Raw genomic sequence first — 23,123 nt, forward strand, 5'->3', positions numbered from 1 at the left:
CGGATTTAAGGATCAGTGGTCAAGCTTGATGCCCAATCCTTCGAACAGATACAGCAGACCGAAACCATACCACATGGTGTAGATAACATAGAAAGCCAGGGCCGCGATCAGCAGCACCATCTCTTCCTTCACCGGAGTGGCCTCGACCTGATAGTAGTTGTAGGCCGGTTCGATCGCCTTGGTGCTGACTCCCTTGATGAATTTCGCTCTGTCGAATTTTTCTTTCTTGGTCTGGTCCTTTTCCATAACCGCCAGGGTTTGATAAAAGGAGTAAAAAGCCAGCCTCGCGTCGATGCCGTATTTTGCCTGCAACGCATCGCCTTGATTATTGTACAGCAGCACCGCGTCATCCAGAATGGTGGCGAGCATCCCGCCGAAATCGTTGCCGCTGATTTTCACCGTATCCGTTTCCACCGAGGTCTTGACACCGTGGGCGGCAAAGACCTTGGCTGCGGCTTCCGCCTGGACGGTGGCGGGGAGTTCAACCTCTTTCAACTCTTGAGTATTGGGATCCTTGACTTTGAACTTCTCATTTTTGAGCTTCAAGGTCATGTCGAAGGCCTCGCCTTTGAAGGCCTCCGCCTTTTTTTGCTGATCCTTGATGTAGAAGGCTGAGCTTTTGGACAACTGGTTGAAAAAGTTGTCGAGGTAGTCAAGACCGTTCACCTTTCCTCCGGCGGTACCGGGAAAGAGCGGCATGAAGATCGCGAAGAGAACCGCGAAGAACGAAACCAGCAGGAGCAGTCCCGTGGTTTTGAGTTGTGCTGGGCTTGCCATGATTAATGAACCTCCCCCGATTTCAGGACGCTGAGATTAGTGAAGAAGCAATAGAAGACCCACGCCGCAAAGGCGGTGATAATGACGAAGAAACCCACATTGCCGATCAGGTCGACGACCTTGATGAAATCCTTGGACAGGGTGACATAGCCCATCTTCATCAGCTTTTCCGGCAGGGCGCAAACCCGGTTGAGGAAACCGGCGGTGACCGTCACCGCGTAGAAGCCGCGGATGGTGGTGCCGGGAACGACCTTGGTGACGATCGAGCCGATTTGGATGCCGATCAGCGAGCCCAGCAGCATGCCCATGGCCAGGGTGTAAAAGATGAAGCCATAAATGGCGTACTGGGTGATGGCGGCATAACCGGCGGTGAACACGATCTGGAAGATATCGGTGCCGACGGTGGTCATGGAGGACACGCCCAGACCGTACACGAACATCGGGAAGGTGAGGAAGCCGCCACCCACGCCCATGATCGCTGCGGCCAGGCCGACGATGAAACCGCTGATCACCAGGAAGATGGCGGAGATGCGACGGCCGCCCGGGGTGACCGATTCGTCGAAGGTCAGCATCGGCGGGATGTTGACGGCTTGTAGCCGCTTGCCCATGGCCGGGATTTCCTCGGCGATCTTGCTGGCACCTTCCTCGACCACCACCTTCTTGGAGCGGGATTTGAGGTAGTCGCTCATGGCGTAGAAGGCGAGGAAGCCGAGGATGATGACGTAGATCGCGGTGATGAACATGTCGCTCAATACCGGGTTGGCGTCATAGATTTTGCGGTTGAGGTAGCCGCCGGTGGTGGAACCGACGATGGCGCCGATCAGGAAGGTGACGGCCAGCGACACCGAGATGTTGCCCATCTTGCGGTGCAGAACCGAACCCATGATCGCCTTGGCGAAGATGTGGAACAGGTCGGTACCGACCGCGAGGATACCTTTGACGCCGGCGCTCATCAGGGCCGGAGCGATGATGAAGCCGCCGCCGGCGCCGATGCAGCCGGTGATCAGACCGGCGCACACGCCGACCAGCACCGAGGCGCCGAAGATGAGGTTGGTGTAATGCGAGGGGCCGTAGGCCTGTTTACCGCCGATAAAATCCGGAACGGCTTGGCTGATCGCATCGGCGAAGGCATAGCCGCCAAGGAAGACGGGAATCAACAGCAGCCCCAGGACCAGAAGCCGTTTGCGGCTCCGCAAGATGTTGTTGGACATCTCCAATTCCCATCGGGCATGGGCATGGGCCCCGGCCATCATGAATTGGTTCAGATCTCGAAAAAACTTCATTTTGCTCTCCTTTTGTTGTCGATAAAACGGTTTTTCGGGTTTATACGAAGGTCGCCGCCGATCAGGACGGACGCGCCGCATCCTTGGTGTTCTGGGCTCTTTCTATCTTCTCCTGCTGGGTCCGCTTGCGGTCGTAGGCCGCGTTCAGCTTTTCAAACAGCGGGTCCAGGTCCATGGGCTTCATCAGGTAGTCGAAGGCACCGTATTTGATGCCGTTGATGCCGGACTCCACCGAGGCGTGGCCGGTGAGCATGACGACCTCGGTCATGGGGGCGATCCGTTTGATTTCCCTCAGCGTTTCGATGCCGTCGCGGCCGGGCATCTTGACGTCCAACAGGACCACGTCGTAGCTCCTCTCATTGATCATGCCCAGGGCGGTATCGCCGTCCGGGGCGCAGGCGCACTCCAGGTCGCGCTTGCTCAGCCGCTTGGCGGTCATGTTCCTGAATTCTTCTTCGTCGTCGACGATCAGTACGCTATACAAGGCCATGCTTTTTCTCCTGATACGGGTCAATTGCTTGATGAAAACGATTGGCGTTGGGTGCGGTGGATTCGGGGGGAGTCCGAACCGGTCGAACCGGATGGCGCCGGGGAGGGGGATTCCCCGGCGGCCATGACCGGATTCGACCCAGCCGCCAACGCCAGGCGCTGACGATGGGGCAAGAAGCGAGTGCACGATCCCGGTGCCCGGTATCGCCGGCCATGCCGGGTAGGTACCACCCCGGCCGCATGCTTGTCGGTTGCCGTCGCGCGCATGGGTTCCCGCTTACTCGTTTAAAAATTGTTTGAGTTCCACGATGCCATCGGCGGCGAAGGTGTAGACGGGAGTGGCCCCGTTGCTCAATTTCCGGAGCTGCCGCGCCGGTTCCTCGTCGCCGGGATTTTCTTGCAACAACACGATTTTATCTGGATGAAAGGTGATGATTTTGAGCTCGATGTTGCTGTCGAGCCGGACAAAATCGAAAATGTACGCCGTTTCTTTCCGCAGGGCGTACAGAGCCCAGATGACCTCGATGGTCACCTTGTGCGGAATGGCTTCGTCGGTGAGGACGAAGAGAATTTTCTTGCTGTTGCCCTGCAGCAGCCGGTCGGGGATGGGAATATTGTGCCGGACAAGGTGCTGGACCAGATCGTGGGAATGAATCAGCTTCCTGCCTTTGACCTCAATGACCGGGACGACGCCTTTGTCGATCCATTTGCCGAACCGTTCCTCGGAAACGGAACAGATGACCGCGGCCTGCTTGAGATCGAGGTATTCGTGGTCCGTGGGTGCGTGTTGTTGTCCGTTCGTCATGATTATTTCCTGCCGCGTCCGGCATGATGCCCTCCGCTGATACCTTTCCCGTGCAGAACCGGGGCCAGTTGTGGCCCCAGACGCAGATAAATTTTTTTTGTTTTATATATCAAATTGTTAGATAAATAGGGGCGCGATACGGATAGCGGTATAATTTCGCCGAGCTACGGCATGGAATGTGTGGCGACGGTGACGCTCGGCGGCCCATTCTGCATAACATCTTGAAATTAAATAAAATTCAAGATGTATAGTTTTGGTGACAGGAAAGCGGGACGAACGGGTTTGTGTGCGGGAGGTGACAGTCGATTCCGATTCCCAAGGGAACCTCATCCAAGCTCAATGGCCCGATTCGGCACAAGGATCTGTTCGTTGCGGCCAAGGGGAGCAATCTCCGTCATCGTGAGATGCTGGCGGACCGGTCGTCCAACCGCCGGGCGCGGCCCCAGGCGAACCGGCCGCACACTTGCGGACCTTCGGCCACAGGCTGCTCAGTGCGCCAGGCTGTATTGGGCCAGGTAGCAGGCGATGCCGCCGAAATAGCCCAGCAGGGCCAGGGGGCCGATGCGGCGGGCATACCAGAAGAATTCGATCCGCTCCTGGCCCATGGCGGCCACGCCGGCGGCGGAGCCGATGATCAAAAGGGAGCCGCCGGTTCCGGCGCAATAGGCCAAGAATTCCCAGATAAAAGAGTCGGCTGGAAACTGGGCCAGGGGATACATGCCCATTGAGGCCGCAACCAGGGGGATATTGTCGACCACCGCGGAAATCAGGCCGATGATGACCACGATGAGCCCCTGGTTGCCGATGGCGGCCTGCAGCCACGCGGCCAGGGCCGGAAGCATGCCGTTGGCGGAAAGGGCGGAGACCGCAAGGAGGATGCCGATGAAAAAGACCACCGAGGCCATGTCGATCCGCTTGAGCGCCCTGGCCAGCCGCAGGGGTTCCCGGGTTTTCTCCGGTTTGTTGCGGTGGAGGATGTTGCCGATCAGCCAGAGCATGCCGAGCGACAGCAGGATGCCCAGGTAGGGCGGCAGATGGGTGGTCGCTTTGAACACGGGAACGAACATCAGGCTGCCCATGCCGAGAACGAACATCAGGTTTTTTTCGAACGGACTGGTGAGAGGGGTGTCGCCGTCCAACCGGTCCGGAGGCACCACGTGGCCCTTGAGACCGAAAGAGGCGACGGCCAGGGGGAGAAGCAGATTGACGAGCGAGGGCAGGAGCAGGGTTTTCATGATGTTGGCGGTGGTGATCTGGCCGCCGATCCACAGCATGGTGGTGGTGACGTCGCCGATGGGCGTCCAGGCGCCGCCGGCGTTGGCGGCGATGACGATGATGCCGGCAAAGAAGAGCCGTTGGCCGCGGTCGTTCAGCAGCCGTTTCATCAGGGCCACCATGACGATGGTGGTGGTCATGTTGTCGAGAATGGCCGAGAGCAGGAAGGTGATGCCGGCCACGACCCAGAGCAGGCTGGAGAGCCGGCCGGCCTTGATCCGGCTGGTAATGACTTCAAAGCCGCCGTGGCTGTCGGTCACCTCGACGATGGTCATGGCGCCGATGAGAAAAAAGACGATGGCCGCGGTTTCCGCCAGCTTTTCGGTGAGCTGGGCCGACACGGCCTCGATGCCCAGGGGGCTGGCGGCGGCATAGAGGGTCCACATCAGCCCCGCCGCGATCAGGGCGATGGCGGATTTGTTGATCTTGAGCACATGCTCCAGGGCGATACAGGAATAAGCCAGGACGAAAACAGCGGCGACAAGATACATCATGGACGGCAAAACCCTTTCCGGGCGCGCCGGTGCGGCCTCGGGAACAAGATGACAAGCAAACGGGGCCGACCGGCAACGGCGATTGTGCCTTGCCTTGCGTCCCCCGACATTCTGCGATCTGTCCTAACAGAGCGACATGGCGTCCGCAACTTCTGCGTGTGGTCCGGACAGTTTTTTGGCCGTTCGGCCCGGGTGTTGGCCGACGGCGCCTTGCCTCCGCTCCATGCCCCACCCTCCCCTCTGGGACGAAATCCTCTACCCTTGCGCCTTGCGGGAAACGTTCCCGTCCGTTCAATTTTATTCTTGACGGCCATCAAGAATTTTTCTATAAAAACTGACTGAGTGCTCAGTCTAGTTTTTTCCATCAACCTTCCCATACCCGGCATGAAAAAGAAAGACGTGATCCTCCAGGCCGCCACCCACCTGTTCTCCCGCAAGGGCTACAAGGATACGGCCATGGGCGAGCTGACCAAGATGACCGGGACCGCCGAAGGGACCATCTTCTATCATTTCAAGAGCAAACAGGGGCTTTTCCTGGCGATCCTGAGCAACTTGAAGGAGAGCATCCTGCCGGAGTTCGAGCAATACCGGAACGCGGAATCGGAAAAGACCGGACTGGACACGGTGGAGGAGTCGATCGCCTTCTATCTGCACATGGCCGCGAGCAGGGAGGACCTGTTCGCCATCCTTCATCAGCGTTATCCCTACGAACTGGCGGAAAACAATCCCGAATGCCGGGACCACCTCGAGGCGGTTTACAACTGCTTTGTCGATATCTTCGAGAACGCCATCGTCACCGGCCAGCGCGACGGTTCCATCGCCGCGGATCTCGCGCCCCGCAAATCGGCCCTGATCGTTTTTTCCATGGTCGACAGCATGGTCCGTTTCCGGATGAACAATCTGTACAATGTCGGAGCCCTCTACAAAGATCTGATCGAGTCCTGCCGGCGGATGCTGGAAAACAGGAAGCGATGATGCGATAACCAGGCAATCAACCTTTACTTTCGGACGATTTGAGGTGAAACGAACGGCATGATCAAACGTATTTTTCCCTTCCTCGATTGGTTTTCCGGCTACAATCTCGCCTTGTTCAAGGCGGACGGCATCGCCGGTTTGACCGTGGCCCTGGTGTTGATTCCCCAATCCATGGCCTATGCGCAGCTGGCGGGCATGCCCGCCTATTACGGCTTGTACGCCGCCTTCCTGCCGCCGATCGTCGCCGCCCTGTTCGGTTCGAGCCGGCAGTTGGCCACCGGGCCGGTGGCCGTGGTTTCCCTGATGACCGCCGCCTCGCTCGAGCCGCTGGCCACCGCCGGCAGCGAAGGATATATCGCCTTCGCAATTCTGCTCTCGCTGCTGGTCGGCCTGTTCCAGCTGGCGCTCGGCCTACTGCGCCTGGGGCTGGTGGTCAACTTCCTGTCCCATCCGGTGGTCAACGGTTTCACCAACGCGGCCGCCATCATCATCGCCACCTCGCAGTTGTCCAAGATGTTCGGCGTCAACGTCGACGGGGCGGACCATCACTACGAGACCATCATCCGGGTGGTGCAGTCCGCGATCCATTACACCCACTGGCCGACCTTCTTCATCGGCGCCTTGGGCCTGGCGATCATGATCACCCTCAAGCGCATCGCCCCCAGGGTGCCCAACGTGCTGGTGGCGGTGGTGGTCACCACCTTGCTGTCCTGGCTGATTGGCTTTGAGCACAATGCCGACGTCGACGGCAAGGCCATCCAATCGCCCAAGGCTTTGGAAATGATCGCCAAATTCAACGAGGCCGTCAATGGCATCCCTCCCCTGGCCGAAGAACGGACCAAGACCAGCAAGCGGCTCGAGGAGGCCAAGCAGGGCCACAACGCCATTGCCCGGCTCGATGCCGAGCACGACGACCGGGTGATTCAGTCCAAGATCGAGGAACTCAAGACCAAGGCCCATCTCTACCGGGAGGAAATCCGGCTGCAGCTGTTTAAGGCGGCCATCCAGCCCGACAACGGCGTGCTCTACTATTTGGCCGACGAATTGCCGGCCGGCGCCAAAACCGACGGCAGGATCTGGCGGGTCCGGGTGGGCAGCAAGGCGATCAAGCCCGACAAGGTGCCGCTGTCCGGCGGCGGCGAGGTGATCGGGGTGGTGCCCAAGGGTCTGCCGGCCCTGAGCATGCCCAAGATCGACTTGAGCGTCATGCTCCACCTCTTCCCCTATGCCGCCATCATCTCGCTGCTCGGCTTCATGGAGGCGATCTCCATTGCCAAGGCCATCGCCAGCAAGACCGGCCAGCGCATCGATCCCAACCAGGAGTTGATCGGCCAGGGCCTGGCCAACATCGTCGGCGCCATCGCCAAGAGCTATCCGGCTTCCGGTTCCTTTTCCCGTTCGGCGGTCAACCTCCAGGCCGGGGCCGTGACCGGCCTATCGAGCGTCTTCACCAGCTTGACCGTGGTGATCGCCCTGATGTTCTTCACCCCGCTGCTCTATCACCTGCCGCAGTCGGTGCTGGCGGCGATTATCATGATGGCGGTCATGGGCCTGATCAACGTCTCGGGTTTCCTCCATGCCTGGAAGGCCCAGTGGTACGACGGCCTCATCTCCATTCTCTCGTTCGTCTGCACCCTCTGGTTCGCACCCCATCTCGACAAGGGCATCATGCTGGGCGTGGTGCTGTGCCTGATGGTGTTCCTCTACAAGAATATGCGGCCGGTGGTGACCTCGCTGACCCGCGACCGCAGCCGGGTGCTGGTGTGCGCGGTCACCAAGGGGCTCGAGGAGTGCAGGTACCTGTCGATCATCCGTTTCGAAGGGCCGCTCTTTTTCGCCAACGCCAGCTATCTCGAGGACAAGATCTCCGACCTGATGCTGTGCAAGACCACCTTGCGCCATATCCTGATCGTGGCCAACGGCATCAACGATATTGACGCCTCCGGCGAGGAAACATTATCCTTGCTGGTCAGCCGGTTGCGCAGCGCCAAGATCGATATCTCCTTCAGCGGCGTCAACGAGACGGTGATGAAGGTGCTGGTCCGAACCCATCTGTACAATAAAATCGGCGCCGACCATATCTATCCGACCATGGAGGCGGCCTTGCAGACCATTCATCCGGCCGCGCACACCAAGGAAGAAATGCTGGTCTGCCCCTTGGGCACCCATCCCCAACCCGAGATCATTCATCCCTAAAAGAGGCGTCCCATGTCTGTGATTACCGTTTTCAACGCATTGCACTGCAACGAAGAGTCGATCATCCCGCAGTTGATCGACAAAACCGGCTATCGGCTGGTCGGCGATGGCGAAATCGGCGCCCTGGCCAGCAAAATGTCGGGAATCCCACCGGAGCGGATCGGCCGGGCCTTTGCCGCCAAGACCTCGCTGTTCAATCCCTTTACCCACGAAAAAGAACGCTCGGTCGCCTATCTCCGCCAGGCGGTGGCCGAGATCCTGGCCGAGGACAATCTGGTGGTGGCCGGCTTCTGCTGCCATTTCATCCCCGCCTCGATCTCCCACGTGTTGCGCATCTGCCTGATCGCGGACATGGCCTTCCGGGTCAAGCTGGCGCAGTCCCTGCCCGGGCAGGACAAGGATCCGCTCAAGGCGATCCACAAGAACGACGACGACAAGGCCTCGTGGGTGCAGCAGATAACCGGCCGGCAGGACCCCTGGGATCCGGCCCTGTACGACATCGTCATCCCCACCGACAAGATCGGGGCGCAGGAGTCCATCCATCTCATCGTCCGCAACCTCAATACCGACGTGCTGGCCCCGACCGAGGCCTCGCAGGCCGCCCTGGCCGATTTCCGGCTGCAGGCCAAGATCCAGATCGCCCTGACCCTGGAGGGCCATGAGGTGACGGTGGCTGTCCAGCAGGGCGCGGTCACCCTGACCATCGAGAAAAACGTGCTGATGCTGAGCCGGCTTGAGCAGGAACTCAAGGAAATCGTGGAGAAAATCGAAGGCGTCCGGTCGGTGTCCACCGAGGTCGGCAAGAATTTCCACCAGGCGGACATCTACCGCAAGCTCGATTTCCAGGCCCCGGCCCGGGTCTTGCTGGTGGACGACGAGCGCGAGTTCGTCCAGACCCTGTCCGAGCGGCTGCTGCTCCGCGACATGGGCTCGGCGGTCGCCTACGACGGCGAATCGGCCCTGGAGATGCTGCGCGAGGACGAACCCGACGTGATGATCCTCGACCTGAAGATGCCCGGCATCGACGGCATGGAGGTGCTGCGGCGGGTCAAGGCCACCCAGCCGGAGATCGAGGTCATCATCCTCACCGGCCACGGCAACGAGACCGACCGGGAAACCTGCATGCAGCTCGGCGCCTTTGCCTATCTCCAAAAACCGGTGGATATCGACGTCCTGAGCGAGACCATGAAGCAGGCCAACGAGAAAATCACGCGGCGGCGCCAGCAGCAAGGCGCCTGATTGCCGCACCGGACGGTTTGGGCGGCGGCTTGCCGACCGGCGCGCCGCCCCGCTTCTGTCACCGGCCTCCTTTGGCAGGCGTGTTCCCGGCGCCAGAGGCATTTGCCTTGTTTTCGCCCGGGGGCGGCCGCTTGCGCCCCTTACCGGCCACATCAATCTCAGCGCGTGTGAGCACTTGCCATGCAGGATGGATGGAAACGCTTTAAGCCCAGATTTCTTGAGCATTCCGAACAGACGTCGGGCACCAACAAATCGCTTTTCAACTTCAGGCGGCTGTGGAAGCAGTCGATCGTCATCACCCTGGCGGTGGTCCTGCTGCCATTGTTCACCCTGGCGGTGGTCGACTACACCGTCAGTTGGAAGGCCCTCGAATCCGAGCTGCTGCTGCGCACCACCCGCCTGGTTTCCAATTTGCGCCGCAGCCTGACCTCCTATCTGGACGAGCGCATCTTTGCCCTGAATTTTCTCATTCTCGACAACAGTTATGCGCAACTGGCCGATGGCAACCGGCTGAAGCAGATCCTCGAGAACCTGAAAAGCGGCCTGGGGGAATGGTACGACCTCGGCCTGATCGACCATACCGGCAAGCAGGTCAACTACACCGGGCCCTACAATATCCAGGGCATGGATTACAGCGGCCAGGACTGGTACAAGAAGCTGCACTACAAGGACCAGGACACCTATCACGACTCCATCGCCATGCGGTCGGATGTCAGCGACGTGTTCCTCGGCTTCCGCAAGACGCCCCACCTGGTCATCTCGGTGCTCCACAACGACGCCCAGGGGCGGCACTACATCCTGCGGGCCGGGCTTGACATCGAGCAGTTGAACGCCATTCTCTCCCATTTCGAACTCAGCAACAACGGCGACGCCTTCCTGATCAACCATGAAGGCATCATCCAGACCCCGACCCGGTATTACGGCGCCGCCATGGAAAAATTTCCCCTGCCGGTGCCGCCGTTCTCGGAACGGACCCAGGTCACCGACGGTGTGGACCATGTGGGACGGGAGATCGTCACCGGCTACGCCTATATTACCGGCACGCCCTTCATCCTGGTGGTAATCAAGCAGAAGAACACCCTGATGAGCGCCTGGGAGGCAGCCGGCGGCAGCCTGCTGGTGTTCCTGGTCGGTTCGGTGGTGGCTATCGTGGCGGTGGTTTTCGGAATCTGCACCTACCTGGTGAACAGCATCTACCAGGCCGACCAGAAACGGCTGGCCTCGCTGCACCAGGCGGAATACGCCAACAAAATGGCCTCGATCGGCCGCCTGTCCGCCGGCGTGGCCCACGAGATCAACAATCCCCTGGCCATCATCAACGAAAAGGCCGGCCTGATCAAAGACCTGTTCACCTTCCGCAAGGAATACGAGGGCGACCAGCGGCTGCTCGGCCTGGTCGGCGCGATTATCAGTTCGGTCGACCGCTGCGCGACCATCACCCGCCAGTTGCTCAACTTCGCCCGCAACCTCCAGGTCAATGTCCAGAAACTCAGCCTGCGGCGGGTGGTGGACGACGTGCTGGAATTCCAGATCAAGGAAGCCAGCCACCGCCATATCGCCATCACCGTCGACATTCCGGCGGAAATACCTGAATTTTTCAGTGACCGTGGTAAATTGCAGCAGGTATTCATCAACCTGGTCAACAACGCCTTTGCCGCGATGAAAGAGGGCGGCACCCTGGAGATCAAGAGCCGGCTGACCGATGACGGCGCCGGGGTTGTCACCACGGTGCGCGACAGCGGCTGCGGCATCCCGCCGGAGCATATCGCGAAAATTTTCGAGCCCTTCTTCACCACCAAGAGCGGCAGCGGCGGCACCGGTCTGGGATTGTCGATCACCTACGGCCTGGTCACGGAGCTTGGCGGCTTGATCGATATCGAAAGCACTGTCGGCGCGGGGACGACCTTCATCATCACCCTGCCGCTCAAATACCACGCGGACCAAGCGGACAAAGGAGACGCCCATGAGGGTACTGTTGGTTGACGACGAAGAGGAATTGGTGGCGACATTGGCCGAACGGATGGACATGCGCGGCATCGAGGCGGCCTGGGCCTCCGATTACCGGTCGGCGCTGGCCCTGGTCGAGGCACGGGAGTTCGATATCGCCCTGCTGGACGTCCGGCTGCCGGAGATGAACGGACTGGAACTGAAGCGGCTGATCGAGGCCCGACGGCCGGAGATGAAATTCATCTTCCTGACCGGGCACGGTTCGGAGGAGGACTTCGAGGCCTGTTCGGCCGAGAGCGGCAAGGAATACTACCTGATCAAGCCGGTCCAGATCGAGGTGCTCGTCGCCAAACTCAACGAAATTTGTCAGGGGCAAGGAGAGCGAGGATGAGCAGTTATCACGGCAAAGTCGACAGCCTGGGCTTGAGTTTTTTCGGCAGCATGACCGCTTCCATCTCCCACGAGATCAAGAATTCATTGGCGATCATCAATGAAAACGCCGGGTTGCTCGGGGATCTCGTCGCCCTGTCGGAAAAGGGGCGCCCCCTGGACCCGGAGCGGATGAAGACCATTGCGGACAGTATCCGGCGGCGGGTGCAGAGCGCCGACGACATCGTGCGCCGGCTCAACCGTTTTGCCCACAGCGCCAATCAGCCCGTGGTTTCATCGGGCATCCGCGACATTCTCGCCTGCACCATCGTCTTGTCCGAGCGGTTGGCCACCATGAAGGGGGTGAGCCTGACGCTTGCCGACGGCGACGAGATCGAGGTGCAGACCCTGCCGTTCGTGATCGAGAACCTGCTGTGGATCTGTCTGAAAAACATCTTTCTCCTGGCCGGTACCGGGCAGCAGGTGATGCTCGACGCGCGCCGCGAGGCCAGCGACATCGTCATAACCCTGCGCTGCACCCCGGAGATACCGGTCAAGCAGCTTGAGTCGTCGGTGGCGGCCGAAGGGCAGCCGTTGATCTTTTTTCTGCGCGTGCAGGTTCAGGCCGATCCGGACGGCAGCTCGCTGCACCTGCGGATGCCCATCAGGTTCATCGAGTGACGGCCGCGGGCCGCGTGGAGGGGAAGAGGATGGCGGTATCGGTGCTTTTGATCGACGACGACGAGGAATTTCTCGCCATCCTGGCGGAACGGCTGACCATTCGGGGGCTGGAGGTGACGACGGCGGCTTCGGGCCGGGCGGCGCTCGATCTGTTCGGCACCGCCTGGTTCAAGGTGGTCGTGCTCGATCTGCAAATGCCGGACATGGATGGCCTGGAGGTGCTGGAGCGGCTGGTCGCCCTGAATCCCGCCCAGCAGATCATTGTGCTGACCGGCCATGCCACGGTGACCAGGGGGGTGCGGGCCATGAAGTTGGGCGCGGCCGATCTGCTCGAAAAACCCGTGGATATCAGGGAATTGGTGGAAAAAATCAACACCGCTGCCGCCGGCGCCCCGACTGTTCCGGCCGGGAACCGGGCCGGCCGCTCCCCCTACCCGCCGCAGGAAGAAACCCCGAGGCCGGGACTGCTGCGGACCCTGCGCGGCCTGTTTGCCGGCGGGGAATAAGCCGCCCGCCCCGTCCTTCCCGCTCTCATCCCGCCATCGCCAGGCCACTGCCGGCTTGGCGTTACATCACCGCAGCGGCAGCCGCAAGGTGAAGGATGCGCCTCCCTGGGGCCGATTTTCCACCGTGATGGTTCCGCCCAGCCGGTGGGCGATGTCGCTGCAGATCGAAAGTCCCAAACCGGTTCCCTTGCCCGCTTCCTTGGTGGTGAAGAAGGGCTCCCAGATTTTTTCCAGCACCTCCTGATCGATGCCCGGGCCGTTGTCGGCTATCTGCACGCTGAGCTCCTTGCCGCTTCTGGCCGTGACGACATCGATCGTGCCCTCCGGCCCCACCGCGTCGAGCGCGTTTTCGATCAAGTTCAACAGGGCTTGCTGCACCTGGGCACCGTCGGTCCGCAACGTCGGCAACGATTCGTCGAGTTGCAGGTTGAAGGCGATGTTGTTTGCCCGGGCCTCGCTTTCGAGGAAGGAGATGGTTTCCTGGAGCAGCTCGTTGATCTGGACATCGTATTCGGCGCTGATTTTACGGGAGAAGCCGAGCAGGCGGTGGGTGATGGTGCCGGCGCGGTTGACGTGCTGCTTGATCTTGCTCACCGATTTCCGGTACTCCTCCAGATTGACCACCTGCTGCGGGTTTTCTTCCTGGAGCAACTCGTCGATCCAGCCGGCCTGCATCTGAATCAGCTGCAGGGGGTTGTTGATTTCATGGGCAATGCCGGCGGCCAGCCTGCCGATGTTCGCCATCTTTTCGATGTGGGCCATTTGCTGGTCCAGGGCGGTCTGTTCCCGGTCGGCCTGCCGGATCCTGGCGACGATGAATCGGCTGATGCCGTAGCTGATCACCAGGAACAGGGCGGCGATCGCCACCACGGTGAAGATGATACGGTCCCGATACTTGAAATAGCCGCTCAGGGAATCGGTGATTTTCGCCTTGATCACCAGCAGCCACATGTTGCCGTTGAGCCATTTGCCGACATAAAGGTAGTCGCTGTCCGAGGTGAGTTCGGTGCCGGTGTGATGGTGCAGCAGCGCGATTTCCGCCGCGTTCAGCCTGGAGGCCTTTTGCAGGCTCGGGGTTTGGAACTCGCCGTTGGAGTTGAGGATGAAGGCATCGCCGCCGGGCCCGATCTGGGCGCTGTGCAACAGCGAATTGAAGATGCCGGAATTGATGGTGGCCCGCAGGACAAAGGTTTTGCGGGGGTCGGTCAGGGCGATGACGAAATGGGGGTAATTGCGGAAGCCGCTGAACACGTCGCTGACATAGGTGCCGCGGGCCAGCACTTCCTTGAACCAGGGCGAATCCTGATAATCCTTGCCCTCGATCTTGTCCTGATACGGGCCGACATAGGCCAGCTGCCGGCCGTTGGTGCCGATGAGCTGCAGATCGACGATGTCGCCGGCCTTGTCGCCCCGGTTGACCGCCAGGAAGAGCTTGTTGAGGTTCTCCTGCTGCCGCAGATGATCGAGCTCGTAGAGGTTCATCAGGGTGGCGAGATAGTTCACCTGGCACTGGAGAAAGGTGTTGATCGCGTCGTTGCGATGCTCCGCCACCTGCCGGGCGGTCACTTCGATGTCGTTGATCGAGAGCTGCTTGAAGTTATAGATCGCTCCCAGGGCGATAATGATGATGGGGACGATGCCGCTGACGAAAAAGCCCGCGGAGAGCAGCCGTTGCAGCCGGATGTAGTCTTTATATTTTTCGCGCATGTTCATGGTGGCGGTGCGGTTCCGGGATGGGCGTCCACATGTCGGTCCCGCTCCCTACTGACGGGAATCGGAATTATTTTTTTTGTTGCGCATCCGGGCGCCGAGGACCAGGCCGATGACAATGGATCCGACGATAATAATCAGGAGAATGAGGTTTTGCATGGCTTTCCTTTGCGGTCGCGTATTGTGGGCGCCGACGGGGCCAAAGGGCGCGCAACCGCCCCTTACGCCTCGACCGGCGGAGCCGTGAGTTTATAGTTGCCGGCGACGAAGTTGTCCGCCACCCATTCCACGCTGTGCTCGCTGGTCATCAGCATGTCGAGCTGGCGGGTGAAGATCAGCAGCCGGCCCAGGATATCCATCCTGCTTTCGATGTAGGACTTGGGATATTTCTGCAGGCGGGCGTCCACCTTGTCGGCCTTGACCCGCACCCTGAATCCTTCCCGGTCGAGGATGTTGGCAATGGCCCGGACACGGCGGTTCTTGCGGGTGTCGTCGGCCGCGCCGCCCTTGAAGGTGAAGGTGATGTAATTCTTGTTGATCGTGTCGCCGCAATAGGCGTCGATGACGCTGTAGTGGTAGCCGACCCGCGAACTGAAGTTGAGGTATTTGTCGGCAATGATCGCATAGCTGCGGTCGCCGAACCGGTCGCCCACGTGGCCGGGGGCCAAGGCCTGCTCCCTCATAACCGACAGCAGGCCGGAAAAATTGACCGGCCGCGGCTCCAGTCCGTGGACCTCCTTGTTGAGCATGCCCTGCAACAGGGCCAGGAAGGGGACGGAGTCGATCTCCTCGACCTTGACCGAGTTCCATTTGGTCGTGGCGCCTTCCTTCAGGCCGTTGCCCAGATCGATCAGGTGGATGTCCATGGGCAGGGCGGCATCCAGCTTGAGCGACCAGCCGTGGAATTTGGAGGCCAGGTCGCTGATTTGGAACATTTCCTTGTAGGAATATTCGTGACAGTAGCGGGCGAGATCGTGCAGGGTGGTGCAGCCTGAGGGCGCGAACTCCGGCGCTTCGGGATTGACCAGGTTGAGCGGGATGACGTGCTTGGCGATCCGCTCCAGCTGGTCGTAGATCGGCGTGCCCTTCATGTGGGCCTCTTCCTTCTTGATCGCTGCCAGCAGCTCGGTGACCGTGCCGGCGTAGATCCGGCCGGTGTAGGCGTCCACCGTCACTTCCATGCCCGGCGGCAGCCGGTCCATCTCCAGATCGGCGCAAATGAGTGTTGGCACGTCGAATTCGCGGGCCAGGGCGGCCATGTGGCCGCTGACGCTGCCCGCCCCGACGATGATGGCGCTGGCCTGGCGCATGACGATCACGTATTCGGGCGAGGAGTGGCGGGCGATCAACACCCCGCCTTCCGGGAAATCGGCCAGGTCGTCCATCGAGCGGACGTGGACCACGGTGCCCTTGCCCACCCCCTGGGAGGCGATTTCGCCGCCGTCGACGATCAATTCGTAGCCTTTGAGCGGCGCGGCCTTGAGCAGGCAGAAATTGGTCGGGCTCTGGATCTTCAGCGGCCGCGATTGGAGGATCAGCAACTGGCCGTCCGGGTCCAGGGCCCACTCGACATCCTGGGGACACTTGTAGTGCCGCTCCAGGGCGGCGCCGTATCCGGCGAGAACGCGGATTTGGTCGTCGCTCAGGCAGGGCGCCTTCTGCATGTCCTCGGGCACCGGCCGTTCCTCGACCCCGCCCTCGATATTCAGCCGCAACTGCACCGGTTTGGTGGCCACGGTCTTTTCCTGGAGGATCAGACCGGCGTCCTTGGTGACGGTATAGGCGTCGGGGGTGATCACGCCGTCCACCGCATACGGCCCCAAACCCCAGACCGCGTTGATCAGGATGTGCTCGTTGGTGATGTCGTAGGGGTGGCGCGTGTAAAGTACGCCGCTGGCGCGGGAGTCGACCATTTTGAGGCAGGCCACGGCCATGGCCAGATCCTCGTCGTACACGCCCTTGGAGCCGCGGTAGGCAATGGATCGGGCGGAAAACAGGCTGCCGATGATCGATTTGTAGGCCTCGCAGATTTCGGGCCGGGTCACCCCCAGCAGGGTCAGGTACTGGCCGGCATAGGAGATGTCGCCGTCTTCTCCCACCGCGCTGCTGCGCATGGCCACCAGTACCGAGGGATCGTCCCCCCACAGTTCGGTGCAGGCGGCGAGGATATCCCGCTCCAGTTCGGGCGGCAACGGCTTGGACCGGACCAGCTCCAGGGTTTCGGCGCTCAGGTTGTTGAGCAGATCGAACTCGTTGACATAGATCAGGTTCTTCTGCTCGATGATGGCTTCCTTGAGGTCGTTGTACTCGAAGAAATCGTGGAACCCCTTGGTGGTGATGGCAAATCCCTCGGGCACCGGGATGTTGAGACGGTTTTTGATCTCGCCGAGGTTGGCGTTCTTGCCGCCGGCCCAGTCGGCGTCTTTGAGCAGGACATGGGCATAGGGCATGACCGCCTGGGGGGCGCTCTCGGCCTTGCGTTCCTCGATAATAGCCTTGATGCTGCCGTTGATCTGTTCCAGCGCCATGTACAGGTCGCGGTGCTTGCCGCCGGACATGACGTTGAGGCTTTTCACCATCTGGAAGGCGTTGCGGAGGGATTTGTTGACCTGGTTGGTGATGTACGACAGGCCGAACACGGTCTCGCCCTTGAGTTTTTCGTCCATGTCGGACAAAACGGTGAGCAGTTCGGAATTGGCGACCAGCAGCTCCTTGAACAGGGCGTAGCGGAATCGGAAAAGGGCGTTCATCTCCGACGAATTTCCGGATTGATCGGCAGTTTTCCGGCCGCGGAGTTCCTTGAAGAGCTGTTTGAGATTACCAAGAATGGTGGCCATGGCGTCTTCCTGCGGCTGAGGCCGGTCCGGCCGGCGACCGGCAAGGATCGTCGGCCGGAATCGGCCGGAAAGTGTTGGTGGTGGCGTATGTTCCGCGCCCTGGCGGCAACGGTACTCCGGTTGGTTAAGCGGCGCTCACTGGCCGCTGCCCACGGTCAGGTCGGTGTTGGTCTTGCGGACATAGGTTTCCTTTTCCGCTCCTTTCCAAAAATAGCTCACCCAGGCGCCCTCCGGAGTTGCCTTCAGCAGCGCCTTGTAAATGGGCGCGGCCTTTTCCTGGAGATACTCCTTGGCCAGGTAGGGATGGACGATCAGCTTGCCGTTCGGTGTCATGATGAAGACATAGGGGGTATAGGCGTTGGCGGCGTAAGCCGTGGCCTCCTTGCCGTTGTTGATGGCGGCCACCACCTCGTCGACGTTTTTCTGGATCGTCGCCTTATCCGCAGCCAGGCCGGGGATGGCCGGCAACAGGCACCAGAGCGCGACGGCCAGCGAACGGATTGTCTGTGTCATGGTGTCCCCTTGGTCAAACTCGCCCGATTTCCCGGCGATCGGCCCTGTTGTAAAACCAACGCCTCCACTCACGGCAGCAGGGTATCGATATCTTTGGTGAGCTTGTTCATGTAATAGGTGACCAGCCCGCTGTTGCCCATGATCATGTCGAGCTGGCGGGTGTGCAGGGTCAGATAGCCCAGGATCTTGAGCCGACCGATCATGTACTCCATGTCGTAGCCTTCGATGCGGGCGCTTAAGTTGTCGCCGTTGACCACGGCCCGGAAGCCGTAGCGCTCCAGGATCTCGCGGATGAAATGGACCCGGCCCAGGCAGCGCTCGAAATCGGCCGCGCCACCCTTGAACTTGAACCCGAGGTAGTTTTCGCCGGACCGTTCGCTGACCATGGCCTCCATGGTGGAGAAATGGTAGCCGAGCCGCGAACTCAAGGTGCAGTAATTCTTGGAAACCATGAAATAATTGCGGTCGGCGTACTTGGATTTCACCCCGGCGACCAGGGCGGTGTTCATGGTCGAGCGGAACATGATCGAGGTCATGCCCTTACCGTCCATGGCCGGAGGCCCGTCCCAGGGAATGGCGGCAAATCCCTCCCAAAAGGCCAGCATGGGGATCGAGGCGATCTCCTCCAGTTTGACGTACTTGCCATGGATTTCATGGCTGAAGCCGTCGTCGAGATTGAGAATCCACCAGTTCATCGGCACCCGGTAATGGAGCTGCTTGCTGGACCGCTCGGAAAAACTGTGGTCCTTGCCGAAATTGAACATCTCGACCACGGACTTCTCGTGGATAAAGCGGGTGATATCGTGAAAGGTCTGGCAGTTCTGCGGTGCGAATTCCCGCGATTCCGGGTCGAGCAGGTGCAGCGGGATGATGTGCCGGCTGACCTCCTTCAGCGCTTCGTACACCGGGCTGCCCAGCATCAGCTTGGGTTCCGGCCGGGTCCACTCGAGCAGGGGGCCGATGTTGCCCAGGTAGACCTGGCCGAGATCGGCCGCCACGGTGACCGAGTCGCCGTTGCGCATCTTGGCCATGGCCCCCTTGACGCCGAAGATGGCGGGGATGCCGAATTCCCGGGCCACGTTGGCCAGGTGGCCGGCAAAGCCACCCTGTTCGGACACCACCGCCGCCGCCCTGGCCACCAGCGGCGCCCAGGTGGGCAGGGCCTGTTCCACCACCAGCACGGCCCCTTCGGGAAACTGGAGGATGTCCACCTTCTTGGCCACCTTGAACACCCTGCCGCAGGCCACGCCGGGACTGGCGTTGATGCCGCCATCGACGATCAGCGAGGGCTCGAAGCGCTTGAGGTCCAGCTCCGGTCCGGGCAGCACGGCCTCCATCTGCTGCAGGGGACGCGACTGAAGGATGAAGATCTTGCCGTCGTCGTCGATGGCCCATTCGATATCCTGGGGCGTTTCATAGTACTGTTCGATGCGGACCGCATGATCGGCCAGCTCGCGGATCTGCTCGTCGGAAAGCGACGGCTGGTTGGCCATCTCGTCGTCGGTGACGGCCCGGATGCACCCCTCGCCTTCCAGGCAGATGACATGGTACTCCTTGGGCTGGACCTCCCGCTTGAGGATGGTCAGTTCGTCGTCGCGGCGGACCACGAACAGATCGCACAAATCGTTGCCGTCCACCACCGCCTTGGGCAGGCCCCAGGTCGAGTTGATGTAGATGGCGTCGTCCTTCGAATCGAGCGGGTTGCGGGTGTAGATCACCCCGCCGGCAATGGCGTCGACCATGGCCAGGCAACCCACGCACATGGCGATATCCTCGTCGCGGAAGCCTCGGCTGAGTTTGTAGGCAATGGCCTGCACGCTGTACTTGGAGGCGATGACCTGCTTGTAATAGTAGAAGAACTGGGAGAAGCCGACATTCAACTCGCTGCGGTACTGGCCCGCGAAGGAGCTGTTTTCCGCATCCTCGCCAAAGGCGCTGCTCCGGACCGCCATCTTGATTTCCTGGCCGTCATTGTCCGCCTTCATGGCGGAATAGGCCTCGACCACCGCCAGGTAGATGGGCTCGGGTACCTCGGCGGCCATGATCAACTGGCGGATCTGGGAGCTGACCAGGTCGAGGTTGCGGTCCTCGTCGGATCCGGCCACCTGGAACAGGCGGTCGATCTCCCGCTGGAGGCCGTCGGCCTGCATGAACATCTCGTGGGCAGCGGCGGTGATTCCGAATCCAGCGGGCACGTTCATCTGCAACCTGTTCTTGACGTCCCCCAGGTTGGCCATCTTGCCGCCGACCAGGTCGGTCATGTCGCTGTTGATCGCGGCCAGGGGAATGACCAACCGATGATCGACGATGGTCTTCCGGGCGCCGAGCAGGGCGTCGATCTGCTTCTGGATGGCAACGAAGCAGTCCTTCAGGGCGGTGTATTTTCCGGGGGCGATGTTCTCCATATCGTTGATCATCCGGAACACATTGACCGAGATCGCAGTGGAGTGCGTCTGCACGAACGACATACTGAAGGATTCGTTGCCCTGCAGTGCCCGCTCGATGTCGCCCATGCCTTCCAAAATCCGGTTGTTGGCGGCAAGCAGCAGCTTGAAGCTGTGATACCGGGACTTGAACGTCAGCCGCAGAGCTTCCATCTCTTCGGCTTCCAGAACCGGATCGTGTTCTTCCTGGCTCAGAAAGAAAAATTTTCTTGAGAATGCGGCCAGTTTTTTCAGCATGAATCGCCCTTGTCAGCAGGGGCGGGGCTCATTGCCCCGCTTCCCGTTGCTGCTTTTCGTTGAGTTTTTTCCGGGTGTAGGCGTCCTCGATCTTGTAGAGGAGTTCGTCGATGTTGATCGGCTTCATCAGATAATCGAAGGTACCCATCTGCATCAACTCGATGGCGTTGTCCACGCTGGTGTTGCCGGTGAGCATGATCACCTCGATCAGCGGGTCGATCTTCTTGATGGCGATGAAGGTGTCGGAGCCGTGCATTCCCGGCATCTGTTGATCGAGCACCACCACTTCCGGCGGATCGTTCTTGACGGATTCGACCGCGGCCTCGCCACTTTCGGCGGTGAGCACGATAAAGCCCCGCACCGACAGCTGACGGGCCGTGGCCTCGCGGAAGATATCCTCGTCGTCAACCAGCAATACTTTGAATTCTCGTTGTTTCTTGTCCATAACCAGCGTTTATTTGTCGTGTTGTTTTATCGTTTTTTGCGCCTGCGCGTTGATGGGGAGCAGGATGGTGAACGAACTGCCTGTCCCCGGAATGCTGTTCACCCTGATGACGCCGCCCAAGTACTTGACGATGCTCGCCGCGATGCTCAAGCCCAGACCGGTGCCCCGGCCACCGCCCTTGGTGGTGAAGAACGGGTTGAAGATCCGGTGCAGATTCTCGGGCGGAATGCCCCGGCCGCTGTCGGTGATGGTCACCAGGATCGTGTCTTCCTTGGCCTCGGTGGTGATGCTGATCGTGCCCTTGTCGTCGATGGCGTCGCTGGCGTTGATCAGGATATTGGCAAATACCTGGCGGAGCGGCTCGGGCTCGGCGAAGATGCGCGGCAGGTCCGAGGCCAGATTGTTGGCGATCTCGATATGCTTGGGCTTGAGTTCCACCTTTTTCAGGCTGGCCACCACTTCACCGAGCAGGCCGTTGACATCGCATTCCACCACGCTGGGCACCCGGCTTTTGCCCATGTCCTGCAATTTGCGGGTGATCCCCTTGGCCCGGTTGGCGGCGGTGTCGATCACCGACAACTCCTTGTAAATGGCCTCCGGACTGTGGTCGAGCTCGAATTCCGGGTTGAGCATGTCGCGGATGACGCCGCTGGTGGCCATGATGATCGCCAGGGGATTGTTGATCTCGTGGGCCACGCCCGCCGCCAGCTCGCCGATGGAGGCCAGCTTGGAGGCGTGGGCCAGCATCTCCTGAAGCTGCTGCCCTTTTTCGGCCATGCGCCGGGCCCGGTCGACCAGCCGCTTGATGGTGAAAAAAATCATGGTCGAGATCAACAGGCTGATGACGACCAAACTGATGGTCAGGACCAACCTGGCCTTGATCATGCCGGCCTGGGCCACGGAGACCGGCTGCATGGCCAGCAGAATCCAGGGGGTTTCCTTGATCGGGGCAAAGGCCACCAGCATTTTCTGGTCGTCGCGCTCGAATTCCTCCACTCCGGCCGGCGACGCCGCCGGCGGAATATAGTCGCTGCGGTTGGGGAATTGGCTGCGGCCGGGATCGACCACCTGATAGATCCCCTGATGGTTGATCAGGGTCGATTCCACCTCCTTGCCCTGGCTGATGGACCGCAGGAAAATATAGAATTTATCCGGGTCAAGCGAGGCGCGCATCATGTAGGTTTGGTTGTCGAACACCTGCTTGATGGCGATGGTGAAGTGGGGTATTTTGCGGAATCCCAGATAGATATCGCTGATCAGGTAATTTCTGTTGTCCTCCAGCAAGGTGCGGTACCAGGCCTCATGACTGTAGTCCATGCCGAGCAGCGCATGGAAGGGACCGGCGTAGGCGATCTGGACGCCCTTGGGATCGAAAAAGCCGACGTCGACAAAACCGTCGTTGAAGTTCTTCAGGCTGGCCAGCAAGGTGTCCATCTGCTCCTGGGTGGGATTGAGCGAGAAATCCTTGCTGTGGAACAGGTTGTAGAGATTGACCACCCGTTCCTGGAGATACAGGTCGATGGTGTTTTTCTGGCTTTCCGCGACCGCCGCCAGGCTGAGCTTGGCGCTTTCCTTCAGGGTGTGGGTGAATTGGAAATGAAAATAGGCGGAAAGCAGGGCGTTGGGCAAAAGAAATCCCAGGACCAGGCCGAGGATCAGGCGGGCCTGAAGCTGCTTGAAATGGAACCTGATGCGGTACAGGTTGGCCTGGCTGTCGGCAGGGTCGTAAACATGTTCGGCCGAGGCCTGCTTATGAGCCGGTATGTCGTCGAGCAGATGACTGGTATCCCAGACTCTCATAGCGTGTTCTCTGCCTCTTCGGTCACGGGCCAATGGCACCTGGCGCGGGTTGCGGCCATCCAGGCGGTCTCCCGTCCGCCGGACCTCCGTTGCCGCGCATG

Annotated in this window: 18 protein-coding genes; 7 read left to right on the plus strand and 11 right to left on the minus strand. The window is 60.4% G+C overall.

Features of this window, described 5'->3' with window-relative positions; translation table 11 throughout:
- Positions 1–12: 12 nt before the first annotated feature.
- The 5 genes from RMR13_RS07425 to nhaD form a co-directional block, all read right to left on the minus strand.
- Complete coding sequence (locus tag RMR13_RS07425; RefSeq protein WP_310600006.1) at positions 13–777, minus strand: hypothetical protein; 765 nt, start codon at positions 775–777, stop codon at positions 13–15.
- 2 nt (positions 778–779) lie between these two features.
- Positions 780–2,060, minus strand: a complete 1,281-nt coding sequence (locus tag RMR13_RS07430) for a sulfite exporter TauE/SafE family protein (protein WP_310600007.1) — start codon at positions 2,058–2,060, stop codon at positions 780–782.
- A 61-nt stretch (positions 2,061–2,121) separates the two neighbouring features.
- On the minus strand, positions 2,122–2,550 hold the full coding sequence (locus tag RMR13_RS07435) for a response regulator (protein WP_310600008.1): 429 nt from the start codon (positions 2,548–2,550) through the stop codon (positions 2,122–2,124).
- Positions 2,551–2,826: 276 nt separating this feature from the next.
- Positions 2,827–3,354 carry a hypothetical protein gene (locus tag RMR13_RS07440; protein WP_310600009.1) on the minus strand — a complete coding sequence of 176 codons (528 nt, stop codon included), beginning with the start codon at positions 3,352–3,354 and terminating at the stop codon, positions 2,827–2,829.
- A 488-nt stretch (positions 3,355–3,842) separates the two neighbouring features.
- Positions 3,843–5,123 carry a sodium:proton antiporter NhaD gene (gene nhaD / locus RMR13_RS07445; RefSeq protein WP_310600010.1) on the minus strand — a complete coding sequence of 427 codons (1,281 nt, stop codon included), beginning with the start codon at positions 5,121–5,123 and terminating at the stop codon, positions 3,843–3,845.
- A 384-nt stretch (positions 5,124–5,507) separates the two neighbouring features.
- On the opposite strand from nhaD, the gene RMR13_RS07450 reads away from it, so the two are divergent.
- The 7 genes from RMR13_RS07450 (at position 5,508) to RMR13_RS07480 (ending at position 13,036) form a co-directional block, all read left to right on the plus strand.
- Positions 5,508–6,098, plus strand: a complete 591-nt coding sequence (locus RMR13_RS07450) for a TetR/AcrR family transcriptional regulator (protein WP_310600011.1) — start codon at positions 5,508–5,510, stop codon at positions 6,096–6,098.
- Between the two features lie 57 nt (positions 6,099–6,155).
- Positions 6,156–8,294, plus strand: a complete 2,139-nt coding sequence (locus RMR13_RS07455) for a SulP family inorganic anion transporter (RefSeq protein ID WP_310600012.1) — start codon at positions 6,156–6,158, stop codon at positions 8,292–8,294.
- Between the two features lie 12 nt (positions 8,295–8,306).
- Positions 8,307–9,533, plus strand: coding sequence for a response regulator (locus tag RMR13_RS07460; RefSeq protein ID WP_310600013.1), 1,227 nt, complete (start codon positions 8,307–8,309; stop codon positions 9,531–9,533).
- A gap of 180 nt (positions 9,534–9,713) precedes the next feature.
- Positions 9,714–11,516: an ATP-binding protein gene (locus tag RMR13_RS07465; RefSeq protein WP_310600014.1), complete on the plus strand. Its 1,803-nt coding sequence runs from the start codon at positions 9,714–9,716 to the stop codon at positions 11,514–11,516.
- Entirely contained in the window at positions 11,497–11,871 is a 375-nt protein-coding gene (locus tag RMR13_RS07470; protein ID WP_310600015.1) for a response regulator, read from the plus strand. The genes RMR13_RS07465 and RMR13_RS07470 overlap by 20 nt, the downstream gene beginning before the upstream one ends.
- Entirely contained in the window at positions 11,868–12,530 is a 663-nt protein-coding gene (locus RMR13_RS07475) for a histidine kinase dimerization/phospho-acceptor domain-containing protein (RefSeq protein ID WP_310600016.1), read from the plus strand. The genes RMR13_RS07470 and RMR13_RS07475 overlap by 4 nt, the downstream gene beginning before the upstream one ends.
- A 29-nt stretch (positions 12,531–12,559) precedes the next feature.
- Positions 12,560–13,036, plus strand: coding sequence for a response regulator (locus RMR13_RS07480; RefSeq protein ID WP_310600017.1), 477 nt, complete (start codon positions 12,560–12,562; stop codon positions 13,034–13,036).
- A 66-nt stretch (positions 13,037–13,102) separates the two neighbouring features.
- Here the strand turns inward: RMR13_RS07480 and RMR13_RS07485 are convergent, their stop codons facing one another.
- From RMR13_RS07485 to RMR13_RS07510, 6 genes are all read right to left on the minus strand, one after another.
- Complete coding sequence (locus tag RMR13_RS07485; protein ID WP_310600018.1) at positions 13,103–14,749, minus strand: ATP-binding protein; 1,647 nt, start codon at positions 14,747–14,749, stop codon at positions 13,103–13,105.
- Between the two features lie 218 nt (positions 14,750–14,967).
- Positions 14,968–17,583 (minus strand): PEP/pyruvate-binding domain-containing protein, encoded by a 2,616-nt coding sequence (locus RMR13_RS07490; RefSeq protein ID WP_310600019.1) that lies wholly within the window; start codon positions 17,581–17,583, stop codon positions 14,968–14,970.
- 135 nt (positions 17,584–17,718) lie between these two features.
- Positions 17,719–18,096 (minus strand): hypothetical protein, encoded by a 378-nt coding sequence (locus RMR13_RS07495; protein WP_310600020.1) that lies wholly within the window; start codon positions 18,094–18,096, stop codon positions 17,719–17,721.
- 68 nt (positions 18,097–18,164) lie between these two features.
- Positions 18,165–20,777 carry a PEP/pyruvate-binding domain-containing protein gene (locus tag RMR13_RS07500; protein WP_310600021.1) on the minus strand — a complete coding sequence of 871 codons (2,613 nt, stop codon included), beginning with the start codon at positions 20,775–20,777 and terminating at the stop codon, positions 18,165–18,167.
- Positions 20,778–20,805: 28 nt separating this feature from the next.
- Complete coding sequence (locus RMR13_RS07505) at positions 20,806–21,222, minus strand: response regulator (protein WP_310600022.1); 417 nt, start codon at positions 21,220–21,222, stop codon at positions 20,806–20,808.
- A gap of 9 nt (positions 21,223–21,231) precedes the next feature.
- Complete coding sequence (locus RMR13_RS07510; protein ID WP_310600023.1) at positions 21,232–23,022, minus strand: ATP-binding protein; 1,791 nt, start codon at positions 23,020–23,022, stop codon at positions 21,232–21,234.
- Positions 23,023–23,123 lie beyond the last annotated feature (101 nt).

Origin of the sequence: Desulfobulbus sp. (genome assembly GCF_031547805.1) — a bacterium.
Classification (GTDB): Bacteria; Desulfobacterota; Desulfobulbia; order Desulfobulbales; family Desulfobulbaceae; genus Desulfobulbus.

What these genes read in the sequence shown, in the direction of transcription:
- RMR13_RS07425 (WP_310600006.1), bottom strand. Translation starts at nt 777, where the DNA reads ATGGCAAGCCCAGCACAACTCAAAACCACGGGACTGCTCCTGCTGGTT.
- RMR13_RS07430 (WP_310600007.1), bottom strand. Translation starts at nt 2,060, where the DNA reads ATGAAGTTTTTTCGAGATCTGAACCAATTCATGATGGCCGGGGCCCAT.
- RMR13_RS07435 (WP_310600008.1), bottom strand. Translation starts at nt 2,550, where the DNA reads ATGGCCTTGTATAGCGTACTGATCGTCGACGACGAAGAAGAATTCAGG.
- RMR13_RS07440 (WP_310600009.1), bottom strand. Translation starts at nt 3,354, where the DNA reads ATGACGAACGGACAACAACACGCACCCACGGACCACGAATACCTCGAT.
- nhaD (WP_310600010.1), bottom strand. Translation starts at nt 5,123, where the DNA reads ATGATGTATCTTGTCGCCGCTGTTTTCGTCCTGGCTTATTCCTGTATC.
- RMR13_RS07450 (WP_310600011.1), top strand. Translation starts at nt 5,508, where the DNA reads ATGAAAAAGAAAGACGTGATCCTCCAGGCCGCCACCCACCTGTTCTCC.
- RMR13_RS07455 (WP_310600012.1), top strand. Translation starts at nt 6,156, where the DNA reads ATGATCAAACGTATTTTTCCCTTCCTCGATTGGTTTTCCGGCTACAAT.
- RMR13_RS07460 (WP_310600013.1), top strand. Translation starts at nt 8,307, where the DNA reads ATGTCTGTGATTACCGTTTTCAACGCATTGCACTGCAACGAAGAGTCG.
- RMR13_RS07465 (WP_310600014.1), top strand. Translation starts at nt 9,714, where the DNA reads ATGCAGGATGGATGGAAACGCTTTAAGCCCAGATTTCTTGAGCATTCC.
- RMR13_RS07470 (WP_310600015.1), top strand. Translation starts at nt 11,497, where the DNA reads ATGAGGGTACTGTTGGTTGACGACGAAGAGGAATTGGTGGCGACATTG.
- RMR13_RS07475 (WP_310600016.1), top strand. Translation starts at nt 11,868, where the DNA reads ATGAGCAGTTATCACGGCAAAGTCGACAGCCTGGGCTTGAGTTTTTTC.
- RMR13_RS07480 (WP_310600017.1), top strand. Translation starts at nt 12,560, where the DNA reads ATGGCGGTATCGGTGCTTTTGATCGACGACGACGAGGAATTTCTCGCC.
- RMR13_RS07485 (WP_310600018.1), bottom strand. Translation starts at nt 14,749, where the DNA reads ATGAACATGCGCGAAAAATATAAAGACTACATCCGGCTGCAACGGCTG.
- RMR13_RS07490 (WP_310600019.1), bottom strand. Translation starts at nt 17,583, where the DNA reads ATGGCCACCATTCTTGGTAATCTCAAACAGCTCTTCAAGGAACTCCGC.
- RMR13_RS07495 (WP_310600020.1), bottom strand. Translation starts at nt 18,096, where the DNA reads ATGACACAGACAATCCGTTCGCTGGCCGTCGCGCTCTGGTGCCTGTTG.
- RMR13_RS07500 (WP_310600021.1), bottom strand. Translation starts at nt 20,777, where the DNA reads ATGCTGAAAAAACTGGCCGCATTCTCAAGAAAATTTTTCTTTCTGAGC.
- RMR13_RS07505 (WP_310600022.1), bottom strand. Translation starts at nt 21,222, where the DNA reads ATGGACAAGAAACAACGAGAATTCAAAGTATTGCTGGTTGACGACGAG.
- RMR13_RS07510 (WP_310600023.1), bottom strand. Translation starts at nt 23,022, where the DNA reads ATGAGAGTCTGGGATACCAGTCATCTGCTCGACGACATACCGGCTCAT.